The 18,130-nt window shown below is 24.5% G+C and carries 16 protein-coding genes, 2 tRNA genes, 1 rRNA gene and 1 pseudogene (1 of these 20 running past the window's edge); 8 read left to right on the top strand and 12 right to left on the bottom strand.

Annotated features, from left to right (window positions below; all coding sequences use genetic code 11):
- Nucleotides 1-15: 15 nt before the first annotated feature.
- Nucleotides 16-1,092, bottom strand: a complete 1,077-nt coding sequence (locus H0H63_RS01755; RefSeq protein ID WP_185858310.1) for a PSP1 domain-containing protein — start codon at nt 1,090-1,092, stop codon at nt 16-18.
- Nucleotides 1,093-1,182: 90 nt separating this feature from the next.
- Here H0H63_RS01755 and coaD point away from each other — a divergent pair.
- Nucleotides 1,183-1,658 (top strand): annotated as a pseudogene (gene coaD, locus H0H63_RS01750) (pantetheine-phosphate adenylyltransferase).
- Nucleotides 1,659-1,671: 13 nt separating this feature from the next.
- Here coaD and rnr read toward each other — a convergent pair.
- Nucleotides 1,672-3,636: a ribonuclease R gene (rnr, locus tag H0H63_RS01745; protein ID WP_185858309.1), complete on the bottom strand. Its 1,965-nt coding sequence runs from the start codon at nt 3,634-3,636 to the stop codon at nt 1,672-1,674.
- Between the two features lie 163 nt (nt 3,637-3,799).
- Between rnr and H0H63_RS01740 the strand changes: the two genes are divergently transcribed.
- Together H0H63_RS01740 and glmS are read left to right on the top strand one after the other, a co-directional pair.
- Entirely contained in the window at nt 3,800-4,609 is an 810-nt protein-coding gene (locus H0H63_RS01740) for a glycogen/starch synthase (RefSeq protein WP_185858308.1), read from the top strand.
- 42 nt (nt 4,610-4,651) lie between these two features.
- A complete protein-coding gene (gene glmS / locus H0H63_RS01735) occupies nt 4,652-6,502 on the top strand; it encodes a glutamine--fructose-6-phosphate transaminase (isomerizing) (protein ID WP_185858307.1) in 1,851 nt (616 codons plus the stop codon).
- Nucleotides 6,503-6,910: 408 nt separating this feature from the next.
- Here glmS and H0H63_RS01730 read toward each other — a convergent pair.
- The 4 genes from H0H63_RS01730 to H0H63_RS01715 form a co-directional block, all read right to left on the bottom strand.
- A tRNA-Cys gene (locus H0H63_RS01730) sits at nt 6,911-6,981 on the bottom strand.
- Nucleotides 6,982-6,990: 9 nt separating this feature from the next.
- Nucleotides 6,991-7,347, bottom strand: coding sequence for a dihydroneopterin aldolase (folB, locus tag H0H63_RS01725; protein WP_185858306.1), 357 nt, complete (start codon nt 7,345-7,347; stop codon nt 6,991-6,993).
- 6 nt (nt 7,348-7,353) lie between these two features.
- Nucleotides 7,354-7,971 carry a superoxide dismutase gene (locus H0H63_RS01720; protein WP_185858305.1) on the bottom strand — a complete coding sequence of 206 codons (618 nt, stop codon included), beginning with the start codon at nt 7,969-7,971 and terminating at the stop codon, nt 7,354-7,356.
- A gap of 50 nt (nt 7,972-8,021) precedes the next feature.
- Nucleotides 8,022-9,242, bottom strand: a complete 1,221-nt coding sequence (locus tag H0H63_RS01715) for a phosphoglycerate kinase (protein ID WP_185858304.1) — start codon at nt 9,240-9,242, stop codon at nt 8,022-8,024.
- Between the two features lie 99 nt (nt 9,243-9,341).
- Here H0H63_RS01715 and H0H63_RS01710 point away from each other — a divergent pair, with 99 nt between their 5' ends.
- Together H0H63_RS01710 and H0H63_RS01705 are read left to right on the top strand one after the other, a co-directional pair.
- The gene (locus H0H63_RS01710) at nt 9,342-9,770 is read left to right on the top strand and encodes an RpiB/LacA/LacB family sugar-phosphate isomerase (protein WP_185858303.1); all 429 of its coding nucleotides are present in this window, start codon (nt 9,342-9,344) and stop codon (nt 9,768-9,770) included.
- Nucleotides 9,771-9,778: 8 nt separating this feature from the next.
- A tRNA-Asn gene (locus tag H0H63_RS01705) sits at nt 9,779-9,852 on the top strand.
- A gap of 22 nt (nt 9,853-9,874) precedes the next feature.
- Here the strand turns inward: H0H63_RS01705 and gmk are convergent.
- A complete protein-coding gene (gmk, locus tag H0H63_RS01700) occupies nt 9,875-10,459 on the bottom strand; it encodes a guanylate kinase (protein ID WP_185858302.1) in 585 nt (194 codons plus the stop codon).
- A 66-nt stretch (nt 10,460-10,525) separates the two neighbouring features.
- Between gmk and H0H63_RS01695 the strand changes: the two genes are divergently transcribed.
- Nucleotides 10,526-11,521: an aspartate-semialdehyde dehydrogenase gene (locus H0H63_RS01695; RefSeq protein ID WP_185858301.1), complete on the top strand. Its 996-nt coding sequence runs from the start codon at nt 10,526-10,528 to the stop codon at nt 11,519-11,521.
- Here the strand turns inward: H0H63_RS01695 and rsmI are convergent.
- A complete protein-coding gene (gene rsmI, locus H0H63_RS01690; RefSeq protein WP_185858300.1) occupies nt 11,514-12,185 on the bottom strand; it encodes a 16S rRNA (cytidine(1402)-2'-O)-methyltransferase in 672 nt (223 codons plus the stop codon). The genes H0H63_RS01695 and rsmI overlap by 8 nt on opposite strands.
- A gap of 213 nt (nt 12,186-12,398) precedes the next feature.
- On the opposite strand from rsmI, the gene H0H63_RS01685 reads away from it, so the two are divergent.
- The gene (locus tag H0H63_RS01685) at nt 12,399-12,821 is read left to right on the top strand and encodes a hypothetical protein (protein WP_185858299.1); all 423 of its coding nucleotides are present in this window, start codon (nt 12,399-12,401) and stop codon (nt 12,819-12,821) included.
- A 5-nt stretch (nt 12,822-12,826) separates the two neighbouring features.
- Here H0H63_RS01685 and H0H63_RS01680 read toward each other — a convergent pair whose 3' ends face one another.
- The 4 genes from H0H63_RS01680 to queA are packed head-to-tail and all read right to left on the bottom strand — an operon-like array spanning nt 12,827 to nt 17,007.
- Nucleotides 12,827-14,710: a type IA DNA topoisomerase gene (locus H0H63_RS01680; protein ID WP_394798816.1), complete on the bottom strand. Its 1,884-nt coding sequence runs from the start codon at nt 14,708-14,710 to the stop codon at nt 12,827-12,829.
- Between the two features lie 44 nt (nt 14,711-14,754).
- Entirely contained in the window at nt 14,755-14,943 is a 189-nt protein-coding gene (locus H0H63_RS03115) for a toprim domain-containing protein (RefSeq protein ID WP_394798813.1), read from the bottom strand.
- A gap of 9 nt (nt 14,944-14,952) precedes the next feature.
- Complete coding sequence (locus H0H63_RS01675; RefSeq protein WP_185858298.1) at nt 14,953-15,930, bottom strand: polyprenyl synthetase family protein; 978 nt, start codon at nt 15,928-15,930, stop codon at nt 14,953-14,955.
- A 33-nt stretch (nt 15,931-15,963) separates the two neighbouring features.
- A complete protein-coding gene (queA, locus tag H0H63_RS01670) occupies nt 15,964-17,007 on the bottom strand; it encodes a tRNA preQ1(34) S-adenosylmethionine ribosyltransferase-isomerase QueA (protein ID WP_185858297.1) in 1,044 nt (347 codons plus the stop codon).
- A gap of 238 nt (nt 17,008-17,245) precedes the next feature.
- Here queA and H0H63_RS01665 point away from each other — a divergent pair.
- A 16S ribosomal RNA gene (locus tag H0H63_RS01665) occupies nt 17,246-18,130 on the top strand (it continues 478 nt past the right edge of the window).

Raw genomic sequence — 18,130 nt, 5'->3', positions numbered from 1 at the left:
ATATTATTTTTTTTATTATATAGATAAATTTTTAAATGTTAATTCTGTTTTATGAATAGAATTAACTGTAGATAATTTTTCTAAAGGTGGTGCTATTTGATTTTTTTTATTTTTTTCTAAAATTTCTTTAACTTTTTTTACTTCTAGTTTAAACCAAATATTTGGTTTTTTAATATAAGAAAACCACATTTTTCGTTTAAAAACATCAATTTTCATGCATTTAGCAATTCCTTTTTCTGTATGAATTTTACTATTAAAATCTGGAAAATCTTTCATGTAAGATAAATAAATGTCTAATTCATAATTCAAACAACATTTTAACTTACTACATTGACCTGTTAGTTTCTGGATATTTATGGAAAGTTGCTGATATCTTGCTGAATTAGTAGTAACACTTTTAAAATTTTTAATCCAAGTAGAACAACAAAGTTCTCTCCCACAAGATCCTAACCCTCCAATTTTTGCCGATTCCTGTCTATATCCTATCTGACGCATTTCTATACGTGTGTGAAAACATATAGCTAATTTTTTAATTAAGTTTCTAAAATCAATTCTATTATCAGCTGTATAATAAAAAATCGCTTTTTCTCCATCACCCTGATATTCTACATCACTAATTTTCATAGAAAGATTTAATTTTTTTACAATTTTTTTAGCTTTTAATAAAGTTGAAAATTCTTTTTTCTTAAAATATTTCCAAATATTAATTTCTTTATCGGTTGATTTTTGGTATATTGTTTTATATTCATTTAAATTAGTATTCTTATTTTTTCTTATTTGTAATTTCACTAGTTCTCCAGTTAAATTAACAACTCCTACATCATATCCTATTCCATATTTAGTTTCTACAGTAACCATATCTCCTTGATTAAGGATCAATCTTTTTTTATTAATAAAAAATTCTTTTCTATTATTTTTAAATCTAATCTCAATAATATCATATTTGTAATATTCAAAAGGAGATTTTATATTAGATAACCAATCTAATAATGGATTATCACTACTATAACATGTTTTTTTTTGGATTTCTTTTTTTTCAAGAGTGTTTTTATTTTTTAAACATTTAAAACAACCAGAACATGATTTTTTCATCATTTAATAAATAATCAGTTTAAAAATAAAAATAAAACTTTTATTATAGATGCTTATTATTTTTAAATAAAAAATTATAATTTTATAATTATGGATCGTTATGCTAAAATAGCTATATTTCCAGGATCTTTTGATCCCATTACTTTAGGACACTATGATATTATTGTTAGAGCTTTAAACTTATTTGATAAAATTATCATAGCTATTGGAGATAACTTGGGGAAAAAAAATATGTTTTCTATTAAAAAAAGAAAAAAATGGATCCTAAAAACTTTTTCTAATTTAGAAAATAAAATAGAAGTAGATTCATTTAATGGTTTAACTATTTCTTTTTGTATAAAAAAAAAATTCAATTTTTATTGAGAGGAATTAGAAATCAATTGGATTTAGAATTTGAAAAAAACATACTATATACTAATCAACAATTACATAAAAAATATGTTATTGAAATTTTTTATCTCATAGCTTCTTATGATAAATCTCATATTAGTTCTTGTGTTGTGAGAAATATGATCAAAAGAGGAGAAGACTATACCTTATTTGTTCCTTCTTCTGTTAGAATATGAAGTATTTTATTTTTCAAGTAATATTATCAATCCAATCAAGAATAATTTGTTTTTTTTCTAAATTAATATCTAAAAGTTTTACCTTTATTTTATCTCCTAAATGATAAATTTTCTTTTTTTTTTTACCGATTATAGTATAACTATCTGAATTTAAAACATAACAATCTTCTTTAATATCACGTAATCGAACCATTCCTTCTATTTGAAACAATAATAAATCAACATAAACACTCCAATCAGTTAACCCTGTAATTATTCCGTAAAATTCTTTTCCTAAAAATTTTTTTATGTATTTTACTTGTATATATTTTAAAAATTCTCTCTCTATATCTATAGCTAAACGTTCTTTATTACTACAATATTGAGTTTGTTCTTCATAAAATTCTATATCTTTTAGTTTTTTACTTTTTACATTATTTTTTTTCACCATTAAATAATAGTGTAATAAACGATGAGCTATGATATCTGAATATCTCCTTATAGGAGAAGTAAAATGAGTATAATAAATAAAAGACAAGCCATAATGACCTATATTTTTTGTGGAATATTTAGCTTTGCTCATAGAACGAAGAATTAAGTTTTCTATCATGTTTTGTTCAGGTTTTCCTTTAATTCTTCTTAGTAAATGATTGATAGAATTTTTTAAATTTTTTAAATCTAAAAAATATCCTAAGGGCTCTATAATTTTTTTCAATAAAAATATTTTTTTAGGATCTGGTTCATCATGAATTCTATAAATATATAATTTGTTAGAAGGTTCTCCATTTAAATTTAAGCTAACAAATTCTGAAATTTTTTGATTAGTCAGTAACATAAATTCTTCTATCAAGTGATGAGCATCATTATTTTTTTCTAAATATAAAGATATTGGATTATTTTCTTTATCTAAATGAAACTTAACTTCACTTTTTTCTAAATAAATTGCTCCATTATTTAATCTCTTTTTAGTTAATATTTTAGAAAATAAAAATAAAGTGTAAATATCTTCATAAAAATCCCCTTTTTTTTCATCTATAATTTTTTGAACTTCATCATATGTAAATTTTTTATTAGATCGTATAATTGTTTTTCCAAACCAACTTCTCAATATTTTTCCTTTTTTATCTATATCAAAAATATAAGAAAAACTTAACCTATCTTTTTTTGGTTGTAAAGAACAAATATCATTGGATAATAATTCCGGAAGCATAGGAATTACTTTTCCTACAAGATAAATAGACGTAGAACGTAAATATGCTTCTTTATCTAATAAACTATCTTCTTCTATATAGTGAGATACATCGGATATATGTACTCCTATTTCCCAAATATCAGAATTTAATTTTCTAATTGATAGAGCATCATCAAAATCTTTAGCATTTATAGGATCTATAGTAAAAGTTTTTATGTATCTCATGTCTCTTCTTATAGTTTTATCTGAATTTTTTTTAGAAAAAATCTTTTTAGTTTCATCTTCTACTTTTTTAGAAAATTTGTAAGAAATTCTATTTTCTTCTAATAATGAATAAACTTCAGTTTCATAATCTCCATATTTTCCGAATATTTTAATTATTTTTCCTACAGGATTTTTTAAATTTCTAGGCCATGATATGATTTGAACTAATACTTTATTATTATGATGATATTTTTTTAATTTTTTATCATTTATTGGAATAAGAATATTTACGTGAATATTAGAAACTATTACTAATCCATATTCAGAATCGGAATGAATTTTTAATATTCCAATATATTTTTTATTTTTTCTTTTAATTACTTTTAATACTTCTCCCTCCATTTTTATTCCTGTTCTATTTTTTTTGAACCTAATTTTTACTAAATCGCCTTCTAAAGATTGATTTATTTTATTTTTTGGGATAAAAATATCTTTTTTAACTCCCTCTATACTTACAAAGGCATATCCGTGATTAGTTACATTAATAAAACCTATGGCAAAATTAATACAATGTTTATTTTTTATTTTTTTTTCTGATTTCATGATAAAAGCATGTCTTTATAAAGAACTAAAAAACCTACAATCTACGAGATTTTATCTAAAAAATGATTTTATATTTTTATTTTAAAATTTAAGGCATTGAATATTATTTATTATATTTGCAACGATCCGTTTCTTTATATTATAAAAAAAAATAACTCTTAAGATGACAGGTAAACGTATATTATATGTTTCTTCAGATTTATTTCCTTTTTCTTCAGAGAACCACATCTCTTTATCAGTTTTGAAAGTTACTAAGTTTATGCAATCAATAGGGAATGATGTACGTATATTTATGCCTCGTTTTGGTGTGATAAATGAAAGAAGACATCAATTACATGAAGTTATTCGTTTGTCAGGTATAAATTTAGTTATTAATAATGTTGAACATTCTTTATGGATAAAAGTAGCATCCATACCTGATGCTAGACTACAAGTTTATTTTATAGATAATGAGGAATATTTTAAAAGAAAGGCTATAGATAATGATGAACATGGTGTCTTTTTTAAAGATAATGATGAAAGAGCTTTATTTTTTACAAAGGGAGTTTTAGAAACTATAAAAAAATTAAATTGGAAACCTGATATTATCCATATATATGGATGGATTAGTTTTTTCATTCCTTTGTATATTAAAAATTTATATAAAAATGATCCTTTATATCAAAATGTAAAAATAGTAGTATCTATTTATAATAAACCTTTTTTAAATTATCTAGATAAAGATGTTATTAAAAAAGTAAAACTAGATGGTATTAAATCTAGAAAACTTAAATTATTAGAAAATCCGGATTATTTTAATTTAGTAAAATTATGTATATATTTTTCGGATGCTATAATAAAAGGAGATTTATCTTTTCCAAAAGAAATAGAAGATTATATAAACATTAATAAGTTGTTAGTATTAGAATATTATCCTGTAGAAAAGATAGAAACTGTTTATCAACAATTTTATAAAGAAACTGTTTTAGAATAGTAGTATTGATTAATTATAAAAACTTCTAATTTCTAAGTTAGAATGTGTGGTATAATTGGTTATTTAGGTGACAGAGAAGCTTATCCTATTATTATTAATGGATTAAAAAAATTAGAATATAGAGGATATGATAGTTCTGGAATTGCTATATTTTATGAAAATGGATATAGTTTATGTAAAACTAAAGGAAGGGTTTATGAATTAGAGAAAAAAATATATTCTTGTAAGATAAAAGTAAAAGGAACTTCTGGAATAGGTCATACAAGATGGGCTACTCATGGTATTCCTGATGATTTGAATGCTCATCCTCATGTTTCTAATTCTAATGAATTAATTATGATTCATAATGGAATTATAGAAAATTATTATTCCATTAAAGTTATTTTATTAAAAAATGGATTCACTTTTAAAAGCGAAACAGATACAGAAGTCCTTGTAAATCTTATTGAATATGTTAAAAAAGAAAATAAATTTTCTTTAGAAGAGGCGGTAAGAATTTCTTTAAATGAAATAGTAGGAGCTTATTCAATCGCTATAGTAGATAAATATAATCCAGAAACAATAATCATAGCAAAATTAGGAAGTCCTCTTGCTTTAGGAATTAATAAAAAAGAATTTTTTATTGCGTCTGATCCTATTCCTTTTATAGATTATACAGATAACGTGATTTATTTAAAAGATGGAGAGATGGCAATTCTTAAAAAAGGAGAAGAATTAGACCTTAGAAAGATTCTAGATAATCATAAACTCAATCCAATTATTAAAAAACTACAAATAAATTTAAAAAAAATTGAAAAAGGAAAATATAAATATTTTATGTTGAAAGAAATATATGAACAACCAAAAACAATTTTAGATACTTTACGTGGTAGATTATTAATTCCAAAAGGAATCATTTGTATTGATGGAATTGAGTCTCATAAAGATATTTTTATTAATGCTAAATCTATAACTATAGTAGCATGTGGGACATCATGGCATGCTAGTTTAATCGCAGAATATTTATTGGAAAAATTAGCTCGTATTCCAGTAGAAGTGGAGTATGCTTCTGAATTTAGATATAGAAATCCTATTGTAAAAGAAAAAGACGTGATTATTGTAGTTTCTCAATCTGGAGAAACAGCGGATACTTTAGCTGCTTTAAAATTAGCAAAAAATAAAGGAGCTTTTGTTTTTGGAATTTGTAATGTAGTAGGTTCATCTATTTCACGAAATGTAGATGCTGGTGCTTATACACATGCAGGTCCTGAGATAGGGGTTGCTTCTACAAAAGCATTTACTGCACAAATTATAATTTTTGTTTTATTGGCTTTGAAAATAGGAAAATATAGATTATCTATAAATGATAATCAATATCAATCTTTATGTAAAGAACTTGGATCTGTTTCAGAAAAAGTAGATCATGTTTTAAAAGTAAATCAATATATAAAAGAAATATCTAAAGTATATTATCATGTTAATAATTTTCTTTATTTAGGAAGAGGGATTAATTTTCCAGTAGCTTTAGAAGGAGCTTTAAAATTAAAAGAGATATCCTATATTCATGCAGAAGGTTATCCAGCTGCAGAAATGAAACATGGACCTATAGCATTAATAGATAAAAATATTCCAGTAGTTATTATTGCAACAAAAAAAGTATGCTATGAAAAAATAATAGGAAATATTCAAGAAATTAAAGCTAGAAAAGGTAAAATTATAGCTATAGTTAATGAAGGAGATATTCAAGTAAGTATGATGGTTGATCATGTTATAAAAGTTCCAGAAACATCTGAAGAGCTTAGTCCATTAGTCACTATTATCCCTCTTCAATTATTAGCTTATGAAATAGCTTATATACGAGGGAAAAACGTTGATCAACCGAGAAATTTAGCTAAATCAGTAACAGTGGAGTAAAGTAAATTTACTCATGATTTTTTTATTTACGTATAAAATTTCATATCAGTTTTATTCTAAACGTTTGTTTTAACGTATATAATAAAAATATTCTACTAAATTCAAGAATAATTTTATTTATATATTTATAAAAATACTATTTAATAAAGTAGTTTTAAGTAAGTGTCCCCCTACATACATAAAAAAAGATTTTACTTAGTACTGAAAAAATAAAATATCATTATTTTTTTAATTCAAAAATATCAAATATCACTGGATAATCTCTATTTTTTTACTTTATCTTGACAAAGATAAAAGACTAATATTTTTTTACTAATTTTTTTTAACTATAGATAATCATAAAAAATTAGAATAATAAGTGATGAAATAAAATTTTTGGAAAAGTTTTAATAATTTTTTTTTATAAAAAGGCACAGAGCGGAATCGAACCGCTATAAAAGGTTTTGCAGACCTCTACCTTACCATTCGGACACAGTGCCAAAAAATTTTTAATCATTTAAAACAACACATACACTATCTATTACAGAACCTTGTAATGGTGGATTATTCTTACATATTTTTATTTTTGCATGTCTAATTAAAATTTTTTTATATTTCTTAATTCTTTGAATTATTCTTTGAGCTAAATGTTCTATCAATTTAGAATGAATATTCATTTCTTCTTTTACAATACGATATAAATGTACATAATCTACAGTTTTAGACAAATCATCATGAATGGATGCTTCATAAAAATCTAATTCTACTTCAAGATTAATTGTATAATAAGATCCTAAAAGTTTTTCTTCTGGCATACATCCATGAAATCCAAATAATTTTATATTTTCTAGGATAATTTTTCCCATGAAAATTTATTTCACAGCTTTTTGATAATTTTTTTCTACTTTCTTCCAGTCAACAATATTCCAAAAAGAAGATATATAATCTAAACGTCTATTTTGATATTGTAAATAATAAGCATGTTCCCAAATATCTAATCCAAGTATAGGAACCCCGTCACAACCAGTATTATACATTAAAGGATTATCTTGATTTTTTGTTGAACAAATTTGTAATATTTTTTCTTTTACACATAACCAAGTCCAACCAGATCCAAAACAATTAGCTGCAATAGTAGAAAATTTATCTTTAAAAGAGTCAAAAGATTTAAAATATTTCTTAAAAATTTCATTTAAATATGGACTTGGTTGAACATATTTTGAATGAGGAATTAATATATCCCAAAAAATATTATGGTTGTAAAAACCTCCACTATTATTTCGTATTGTAGGAGTTTCCATATGTGCTCTTCTAAGAATTTCTTCTATGGACAAACTTTTCATATCTATGCAAGAAGATGATATAGCTTTATTTAAATTGTTTGTATAAGTAGCATGATGTTTATTATAATGAATATCCATAGTTTTTTTATCTATAAAAGGTTCAAAATCTTCATATGAATAAGATAATTTTGGAAGTTTAAATAGCATAATTGTATTTTTTATATGAAAAAGACAAATATAATTAAAAACATAATTTTTTATGTATTTATTATAGCTTTTATTCCAGGAAGTATTTTATTTTTTAAACTTTCTAACATAGCACCACCTCCAGTAGATAAATAACTTATTTTTTCTTTACATCCTTTTACCATTTTTAGTGAAGCAATAGAATCTCCACCTCCAATTAAGGAAAAAGAACCTTTTTCGGTAGTTTTTGCAATTGTTTTTATTATAGATTTAGTCCCCAAAGAAAAATTAGAAATTTCAAAAACTCCTACTGGGCCGTTCCAAAAAATAGTTTTGGATTTTTCTATAATGTTGCAAAAATATTTGATAGAAGAAGGACCTATATCTAACCCCATCCATCCATCTGGAATAGAATAAATAGGTACAATTTTAGTATTAGATGTCTTTTTAAAAGATTTAGAAATGACAACATCTTTTGGAAAAGATAAAATATTTATTTTGTTTTTTTTTTGATCAAGGATTTTTTTTAGTGTATTTTCAATTTTAATTATTTTATTATATTCAACAATAGAATCCCCCACTTTTCCTCCATTTATTTTTATAAATGGAAAAGCCATCCCTCCTCCTATTAGTAAATGATCAGCAATATCAATAATATTTTCAATTATTTCTATTTTAGAAGAAATTTTTGCTCCTCCTAATAAAAATGTAATAGGTTTTTTTCCTTTTTTTGATAAAAATTTATTGATATTTTGAATTTCTTTTTTCATAAGAAATCCTATACATTTTTTTTCCCCAAAAAATTTTGGAAGAATAGTAATAGAAGTATGCAAACGATGAGAAACACCAAAAGCATCATTAACATAAATATCTCCCAATTTTGATAGTTCAAAAGCAAAATGTTCGTTTTCTTCTTCTTCTTCTTTGTAAAAACGTAAATTTTCTAGTAATAAAATTTCACCGTTTTTTAATTGATGAACTTTTTTTTCTACATCTTTTCCTATACAATTTTCAAAAAAAAGTACATCTGTTTTTAGTTCTTTAGATAAAAAAGGAACTATAAATTTTAAAGAATAGATTTCAGATATTTTTCCTTTTGGTCTTCCAAAATGAGAAATCAAAACTATTTTTCCTTTTTCATAAAGAATTTTTTGAATAGTAGGAATACTATATTTAATACGTGTATTATCTGTTATTTGATGATTTTCATTCACAGGTACATTAAAATCTACTCTGATTAATGCAGTTTGATTTCTAAAATCAAAATTATTTATAGTTTTTATATATTCCATTTTTTAACAATCCATAGTATTACAAAAATAAAATAAATAAATTTTATTGTATATTTATCTTGATTGTAAGTGTCTTTTTTTTTGTATTTAAAAATCATTATGAAAATAGCAATAGGATCCGATCATACCGGAGTATATTATAAATATTTAATCAATAATTATTTATCTGAAATTGGGTATAAAATTAAAGATTTTGGATTTTATGAATATGGAAAAAAAGTTGATTATCCTGATTTTATACATCCTACAGCAGAATTTGTAGAAAAAGGAAAAGCTGATTTTGGAATTATTATATGTGGTAGTGGAAACGGAGCGGCTATAACTGCTAATAAACATAAAAAAATTCGTGCAGCACTAGTATGGAAAAAAGAAATAGCTTCTTTAGCAAGAAGACATAATAATGCTAATATTATTAGTTTACCTGCACGTTTTATAAGTGAAAATAAAATTTTGGAAATTATAGAAGTTTTTTTAAAAACGGAATTCGAAGGAGGACGGCATCAGATAAGAATAGAAAAAATAGATTAATAAAAAAATCCTCAGTAGCTCAGTTGGTTAGAGCATCTGACTGTTAATCAGAGAGTCGCAGGTTCGAATCCTGCCTGAGGAGTTTTTATTAAATTATTTTTTAACTAATTTTTATTAGTAATAAAATTGGAAACTATTTGAACTACTTTATTTTTTGTTTGAACTAGATCAATATTTAATAAAACAACATCAAATAATTTAGCATAATTATTTTCTTCTTTAACTCTTTTTAAACGTATATTTATTTGATTTTCATTAAAATATCTACCAGAATTTCTTATAAAGAGTCTTTTTTTTAAAATTTGAATGGAATCAACCATTAAGAATATAGATAAAGAATTATTTGGATATTGTTTTTTTAAGTTTATCCCCCCTTTTACATCTACATCCAATAAAATATGTTGATTAGATTTCCAAATTTTAAAAATTTCATTTCTCAAAGTTCCATAAAATAATTTAGGATAAACCTCTTCCCATTCAATAAATTGATGTTTTTTTATTTTAGAAATAAAAGTATTCGTGGAAATAAAATAGTAATCTATTCCATTTTTTTCCTTATTTCGCATAGATCTAGTAGTACACGAAACAGAAAATTTTAATTCTGGAAATATTGAAAGTAAAAAATGTGAAATAGTGGTTTTACCAGTTCCAGATGATCCAGATAAAATAATCATTTTTCCTTTTTTCATTATTAATTAATTTACTAACTTTGCTAGTTATTATAATGGAAAATTAAATTTTTATTAAAGGTTTATATGAAATTAGGAATTGTAGGAGTAACTGGAATGGTAGGTCGTGTAATGTTAGACATTTTAGAAAAACGGAATTTTCCATTAAAAAAATTATACCTATCTGCTTCTGATAAATCTATAGGAAAAGAAATTTTTTTTAAAAAAAAAATATTTAAGGTTATTAGTGTATATAACTTACTATTAAAAAAACCTGATATTGTATTATTCTCTGCTGGATCAACGGTTTCTAAGAAATGGGCTCCAAAATTTTCTAAAGTAGGGACTACTGTTATAGATAATTCTTCTGCATGGAGAATGGATTCTAATATAAAATTGATCGTTCCAGAAATCAATGCTCCAATTTTAAAAAAAGAAGATAAAATTATTGCAAATCCAAATTGTTCTACAATACAATTAGTAATGGTTTTATTTCCATTACATGTAGAATATTGTATTTATAGGGTTATTGTTTCTACTTATCAATCAGTAACAGGAACCGGAAAAAAAGCATTGGATCAATTAAACAGAGAAAAAAAAGGAGATAATTCTAGTAAAAAAATATATCCATATCCTATTTATCAAAATGTTCTACCACATTGTGATCAATTTACAGAAAATAATTATACGATAGAAGAAATTAAACTGATTAAAGAAACAAAAAAAATTATAAATGATCAAAATATTTCTATTACTGCTACAGCAGTACGTGTACCGGTTGTAGGAGGTCACTCTGAAAGTGTAAATATTACGTTTAAAAAAAAACCTAATACAGATCATATATCTAATATTTTATTAAAAAGAAAAGGAATAATAATTCAAGATGATCCAAAAAAAAACATTTATCCTATGCCATTATATGCTCATGGAAAAGATGAAATTTTTGTTGGTCGAATAAGAGAAGATTTTTCATTTCCTAATTCTATTAATATTTGGATAGTAGCAGATAATTTAAGAAAAGGAGCAGCTACAAATGCTATTCAAATTGCTGAATATTTAATAGATAAAAAATATATTACTTAGAAATACATTTTTCAATAATAATAGTATATTCTCCTAATACTTTCTTCATGTTTTTATAATATGTAATTATATCTTCTATATTACCTCTAGAAATTTTTTCAAAAATCTTAGATATTTCTTTACATACAACTATGTTTCTTTTCAATCCGAAAAAATATTTTATATCATTTAATGTTCGTAATAATCTATAAGGAGATTCATATAAAACAATTGTTCTATTTTCTTTAGATAAATTTTCTAATTTTATTTTTCTTTTTTTTTTAGGTAAAAAACCTATAAAAGTAAATTCATTGATAGGACTTCCAGAAGTTACTAATGCAGGTATTAAAGCAGTAGGACCTGGTAAACATTCTATAGAAATAGAAGCTTGTATACAAGATTGTATGAGTAAAAAACCAGGATCAGATATACCGGGAGTTCCAGAACTGGATATTAATGCTATTTTTTTTCCTTGTTTAATTTTTTTTATAAAATGAGGAATTACTTTATGTTCGTTATGGATATGATATCTACTTATATGATTTTTAATTTTATAAAAATCTAATAATTTTCTGGAAATTTTATAATTTTCTACTAAAATTATATCTACTTCCTTTAAAATTCTCAATCCTCTAAAAGTAAAATCTTCTAAATTTCCTATAGGTGTAGGTACAATATATAACATATTAAAATATGTAAAAAAAAAAAGTATTATAAAATTTTTGTAAGATAAAAATCCATAACTTTTAAATATGATCTAAAAAAATATGTAAAATACTTTTTTCTAAATTTCATCATCAACATAAAATAGTTAATAATTTTATTTCGACTAAAAATAGTTTATGCATTAAAACTTATAACAATATAATAATAATTAATGCTGATGAAATAAATAATAATGAGAGGTAAACAATATATATTTAGAAGTTATTTAGTATCTGGAGATATTATATTCAAATACGATTTAAACGGTTTCTTAAGAGAAGTTATTTTTCCAGAAAAACTTTCTTTATCACATTATATATGGATTGGAAAATACTTGCCTTATAATGAATCTATCATAAATAAAATGAAAAATACAAGGGCCGCTTTTTCTATAGAAGAAGTCCCTACAGATTTATCTTTCAATCGTTTTTGGAAAGATTATAGATATAAAGTAGGAAAAAAAAGAATGGCTGAAAATATATGGAATCGAATGTCGTTATCTGATAGAGTAAAAGCATTATCTTATATTCCTAAATATTTAGATCACGTCAAACGAACTGGACATGATCAAGCATATCCTACTACTTATTTAAATCAAAGATATTTTGATGGATAAATTGTTTATTTGAAATTATTTTCTATTATATCAATAGCTTTTTGTAAATCTAAAGAATTAGAATTAAAAAATATTTCTTTTTCAACTGGAAAAAATTTTTTTTTGTATTCTATATAAATATTATACTTATTTATTTTTAGTAATACTTCTTTTTTTTCAAAAAAACCTAATAATTTTGGTAATTCAATTATTTTCAGAGCTTCTAAAAAAGAAATTGTATTTATAGTTTGACTATTTAATAAAGGAAAAAATTTAGGTTTGTTTTTATCTTTTTTAAATTCTCCTATTTGAATTACCGGACCAAATCTAGCAATTTTAGCAAAAATTTTTTTATTAGATTTTGGATCTATTCCAAGAAAACGTTCTTTATGAATTTTATCTACATATTTTCGTACATATTGTATTTTTTGATTAAATTTTTCATAAAAATTTTCAACAATTTTAATCCAAGATTGTTTTCCTTTGGCTATTTCATCAAAATCTTTTTCTAAATTTGCTGTAAAATCATAATCCACTATTTTTTTAAAATTTTTTTCCAAAAAATTAACAATTAATATTCCTATTTCTGTAGGAATAAATTTATTTTTTTCTATTTCAGTAACTTCTTCATTTTTTTCCACGATAGAATTTTCTTTTAAAAGAAAATTTTTTATAATTTTTTTTCTTTTTATTATTTTATGTGTACTAACATAATTTCTTTTTTGAATAGCAGATATTATAGGTACATAAGTAGATGGTCTTCCTATCCCTAATTTTTCTAAATTTTTTACTAAAGAAGCTTCATTATATCTATATAAATGATTCTTAAATATTTGTTTAGCTATAATTTTTTCTTTTTCTAAAAAAGATCCTTCTTGGAGTTCTAAACGATCATATTTATCTTTTTTTTCTTCTTTATTTGTAATTTTCATAAATCCGTCAAATAAAACGGTCTTTTTTGTATAAATAAAAGGAATATTTAAATCGGTAGATTGAATATAGAAAATTTTTTTCTCTATTATAGCGTTTGTCATTTGTCCCATTATAGATCTGTTCCATATAAGGAGATAAAGATTTTTTTGATATATGTCTAGAGATTTTAGATAATTTTCTTCTTTATGATTAATTATAGTAGGACGAATAGCTTCATGAGCTTCTTGAGAAAACTTTTTTCTTTTAGAAAATTCTTTAATAGATAAATATTTTTCTCCATATGAAGAAAGAATGTAATTTTTTATCTCCAATAAAATATTTTTTGATAAATTCATACTATCTGTACGAATATATGTGATAAATCCTTTTTCATATAATTTTTGTGCTATTAACATAGTTTTCGATATAGAATATTGTAATTTTTTACAAGCTTCTTGTTGTAGAGAAGAAGTCGTGAATGGAAGTGATGGTTTTTTATTTTCATGTCGAATCACTATTTTTTTGACTTGAAAAGTAGTATTGATACATGATAATAAAGTTTTTACTATTTGTTTTTTATCTTTTATTTCTTTTTCTAATTTAGTATTTATAGTTATTTTCTTATCATTTTTCGTAACAAAACTTCCATATACTTGATAAATAGTAGAAGAAGAATTTGATTCTTTAATTTTATTTTCTCGTTCTACTATTAGTTTTATTGCTGGAGACTGTACTCTACCCGCGGAAAGTCCTGTATTAATTTTTTTCCATAAGACTGGAGATAATTGAAATCCTACTAATCTATCTAAAATTCGTCTTGTTTTTTGAGCATTTACTAGATCATAGTTAATTTTTCTCGGATTATTTATAGCATAATAAATTGCTTTTTTTGTAATCTCACGAAAAACTATTCTTCTATATTTTTCATTGGGTATATTAAATATTTTGCAAATTTGATAAGCAATAGCTTCTCCTTCACGGTCTTCATCAGAAGCAATCCAAATGATTTTATAGTTTTTTATAAGTGATTTTAGATTTTGAACTATTTTTTTTTTTTAGATAGAATTACGTAATTAGGTTTAAAATTTTTTTTAATATCAATTCCTATTTCTTTTTTAGGAAGATCTATAAGATGTCCGTAACTAGATACTACATGATAATTTTTCCCAAGAAACATTTGTATAGTGTAAGCTTTTATAGGAGATTCAACGATTACTAAATTTTCTTTCATATTTATTTTTTATTGATTTCTTTCTACAATAAAATTTACCATTATTTTCAATGCTTTTTTAATAGATCCTTCTGGATAAACTTCTAAAATTTTTAATGCGCTATTACGGAATTTTATCATTTTTTTTTGGGCATATTCTAATCCTCCATATTTTTTTACGTAATCAATTATTTTATGTCTTTTTCTACTGTTATAGTTATTTATAAAATGATAAATTTTCTTCTGATCTTTTTTAGAAGCTTTTTGAATAGTATAAATAAGTGGAAGTGTTATTTTTTTTTCTTTAAAATCAATTCCTATTGGTTTTCCTGTTAAATTTTTGTCTTTTTCTTCATAATCGAATAAATCATCTTTTATTTGAAAAGCTATCCCAATAAAAATTCCAAATTTTCTCATTTTCAACGCTGTCTCTTCATTTACATTCACCGAACGTGCTCCTCCTTCACAAGAAGCAGCAATTAAACTAGCTGTTTTATGGTAAATAATTTTATTATAAACATTTTCAGTTATATTTAATTGAGTAGATTTTTCCATTTGTAATAATTCTCCTTCGCTCATATTTTTAACAGTTTTACAAATTATTTTAAGAAGATCATGATAATTATTATTTGTCGCTAATAAAAGACTTTTAGAAAGCAAATAATCTCCTATTAAAACAGCTATTTTATTTTTCCATATAGCATTAATTGAAAAAGAACCACGACGAAAAGAACTATTATCTATTACATCATCATGAATAAGAGTAGCAGTATGTATAAGTTCTATCAGACAAGCTGTATGATACGTTTTTTTTTGAATAGTACCTAACATTTTAGCTATTAAAAAAACAAATATAGGACGTATTAATTTTCCTTTTCTTTGAAATAGATAATGATTAATTTTGTCTATAAGAGGATTATTGTTATTGATAATATTGATAAATTGTTTTTCAAATTCTTTTATTTCTTGTTTTATAGAATTTTTTACTGTTTTTAAAATGATTCTCATAATTATCTTACAAATGATAATAATTTTTAATTATTATAAAATTAACATAGCGTCTCCATAAGAATAAAATCTATATTTTTTTTGTATTGCTATTTGATATGCTTTCATAATTAAATCAAAACCTGCAAAAGCTACAGTCATCATTAATAATGTAGATTTAGGAATATGAAAATTTGTAATCATAGAATTTGCTATACTAAAATTATAAGGAGGAAAAATGAATTTGTTGGTCCATCCATAAAACGGATTTAAATTTTTACTAGAAGAAACACAACTTTCAATCGCTCTCATAGAAGAAGTTCCTACAGCACAAATTCTTTTTTTTTCTTGTATAGTATGATTAATAATTTTACAAGAGTACTCATCTATAAAACATTTTTCTGAATCCATTTTATGTTTTGAAATGTCTTCTACTTCTACGGGGAAAAAGCTCCCTAATCCTAAATGTAAAGTTATTTCTACTAAATTTATTCCTTTTATTTCTAATTTTTTTAATAAATGTTTAGAAAAATGTAAACCTGCGGTTGGAGCGGCTATAGATCCTTCTTTTTTTGCATATACAGTTTGATAACGTTCTTCATCATATTTTTCTGGTTTTCGGTTGATATATTTAGGTAAAGGGGTTTTACCTAACTTTTTTATTTTTTTAATAAGTTCTTTATGGGATCCTTCAAAATGAAGTTGTAAAATTCTTCCTCTAGAAGTTGTATTATCTATAACTTCTCCTGTTAATCCATATCCAAAATTTAATTTGTTCCCTACTCTTACTTTTCTTGCTGGATCAACTAATACATCCCAAGTTCTATCTTTGGGATCTAATTCTCTAAGTAAGAAAACTTCTATTTTAGCTTCCGTTTTTTCTTTATTTCCAAATAGTCTTGCAGGAAATACTTTGGTATTATTAATAATTAAAGTATCTCCTTCTTCAAAATATTGATATAGATCTTTAAATAATTTATGTTCTATTTGTTTATTATTTCTGTGAATAACCATTAGTTTAGATTCATCTCTTTCTTGAGAAGGATATTTAGCAAGAAGATTCAAAGGTAATTCAAAGTAAAAGTCTGAAGTTCTCATATATTAGTAAATAATGTAAAAATTTTTTACACTGATTTTGTCTAAAATTAAATTATTTTTTTTCTATATAGAAAAATATACATACATTTATTTTTTATTGAAAAAACTTTTTTTTTAAAAAAAAAAAGACGTATACTTGCACTCTTATAGTTCTTTTTAAGATGTAAAAAAAATAGCTTCTAGATCTGATATTTGGAGTATTTTTTTAATAAGGTTTTGTGTTATTAAATTTTTTACTACAACGGAGAGTTTGATCCTGGCTCAGGATGAACGCTAGCGGCGGGCTTAACACATGCAAGTCGAGGGGCAGCATGAAATCTGAAAAGATTTTGATGGCGACCGGCGTACGGGTGCGTAACACGTACGTAATCTACCTTTTGCTAGAACATAGCCTGAGGAAACTCGGATTAATATTCTATAATATAGTAGGATCGCATGATCTTATTATTAAAGCAGAAATGTGGCAAAAGATGAGCGTGCGTCCGATTAGTTAGTTGGTAAGGTAATAGCTTACCAAGACAATGATCGGTAGGGGGCCTGAGAGGGTGATCCCCCACACTGGTACTGAGATACGGACCAGACTCCTACGGGAGGCAGCAGTGAGGAATATTGGTCAATGGAGGAAACTCTGAACCAGCCACGCCGCGTGCAGGAAGAATGCCTTACGGGTTGTAAACTGCTTTTGTTTAGGAATAAAGATTCTTACGAGATAAGAATTGTGAATGTACTATACGAATAAGTGTCGGCAAACTCCGTGCCAGCAGCCGCGGTAATACGGAGGACACAAGCGTTATCCGGATTTATTGGGTTTAAAGGGTGCGTAGGCGGTTTATTTAGTCAGTAGTGAAATATTACAGCTTAACTGTTAAAATTGCTATTGATACTGGTAAACTTGAGTTAGATTGGAGTAGCTGGAATGTGTGGTGTAGCGGTGAAATGCATAGATATCACACAGAACACCGATCGCGAAAGCAGGTTACTAAGTCTACACTGACGCTGAGGCACGAAAGCGTGGGGAGCAAACAGGATTAGATACCCTGGTAGTCCACGCCGTAAACGATGATCACTAGTTGTTGGATTTTTTTCAGTGACTAAGCGAAAGTGATAAGTGATCCACCTGGGG

It is taken from the genome of Blattabacterium cuenoti (assembly GCF_014251655.1).
GTDB lineage: Bacteria > Bacteroidota > Bacteroidia > Flavobacteriales > Blattabacteriaceae > Blattabacterium > Blattabacterium cuenoti_I.
This window is presented reverse-complemented; position numbering and strand designations above follow the sequence as displayed.

Coding starts and splice junctions, on each gene's coding strand:
- folB (WP_185858306.1), bottom strand. CDS start 7,347: ATGGGAAAAATTATCCTAGAAAATATAAAATTATTTGGATTTCATGGA.
- H0H63_RS01710 (WP_185858303.1), top strand. CDS start 9,342: ATGAAAATAGCAATAGGATCCGATCATACCGGAGTATATTATAAATAT.
- glmS (WP_185858307.1), top strand. CDS start 4,652: ATGTGTGGTATAATTGGTTATTTAGGTGACAGAGAAGCTTATCCTATT.
- H0H63_RS01685 (WP_185858299.1), top strand. CDS start 12,399: ATGAGAGGTAAACAATATATATTTAGAAGTTATTTAGTATCTGGAGAT.
- H0H63_RS01740 (WP_185858308.1), top strand. CDS start 3,800: ATGACAGGTAAACGTATATTATATGTTTCTTCAGATTTATTTCCTTTT.
- rsmI (WP_185858300.1), bottom strand. CDS start 12,185: ATGTTATATATTGTACCTACACCTATAGGAAATTTAGAAGATTTTACT.
- rnr (WP_185858309.1), bottom strand. CDS start 3,636: ATGAAATCAGAAAAAAAAATAAAAAATAAACATTGTATTAATTTTGCC.
- H0H63_RS01715 (WP_185858304.1), bottom strand. CDS start 9,242: ATGGAATATATAAAAACTATAAATAATTTTGATTTTAGAAATCAAACT.
- H0H63_RS01755 (WP_185858310.1), bottom strand. CDS start 1,092: ATGAAAAAATCATGTTCTGGTTGTTTTAAATGTTTAAAAAATAAAAAC.
- H0H63_RS01675 (WP_185858298.1), bottom strand. CDS start 15,930: ATGAGAATCATTTTAAAAACAGTAAAAAATTCTATAAAACAAGAAATA.
- H0H63_RS03115 (WP_394798813.1), bottom strand. CDS start 14,943: ATGAAAGAAAATTTAGTAATCGTTGAATCTCCTATAAAAGCTTACACT.
- H0H63_RS01720 (WP_185858305.1), bottom strand. CDS start 7,971: ATGCTATTTAAACTTCCAAAATTATCTTATTCATATGAAGATTTTGAA.
- gmk (WP_185858302.1), bottom strand. CDS start 10,459: ATGAAAAAAGGAAAAATGATTATTTTATCTGGATCATCTGGAACTGGT.
- H0H63_RS01695 (WP_185858301.1), top strand. CDS start 10,526: ATGAAATTAGGAATTGTAGGAGTAACTGGAATGGTAGGTCGTGTAATG.
- queA (WP_185858297.1), bottom strand. CDS start 17,007: ATGAGAACTTCAGACTTTTACTTTGAATTACCTTTGAATCTTCTTGCT.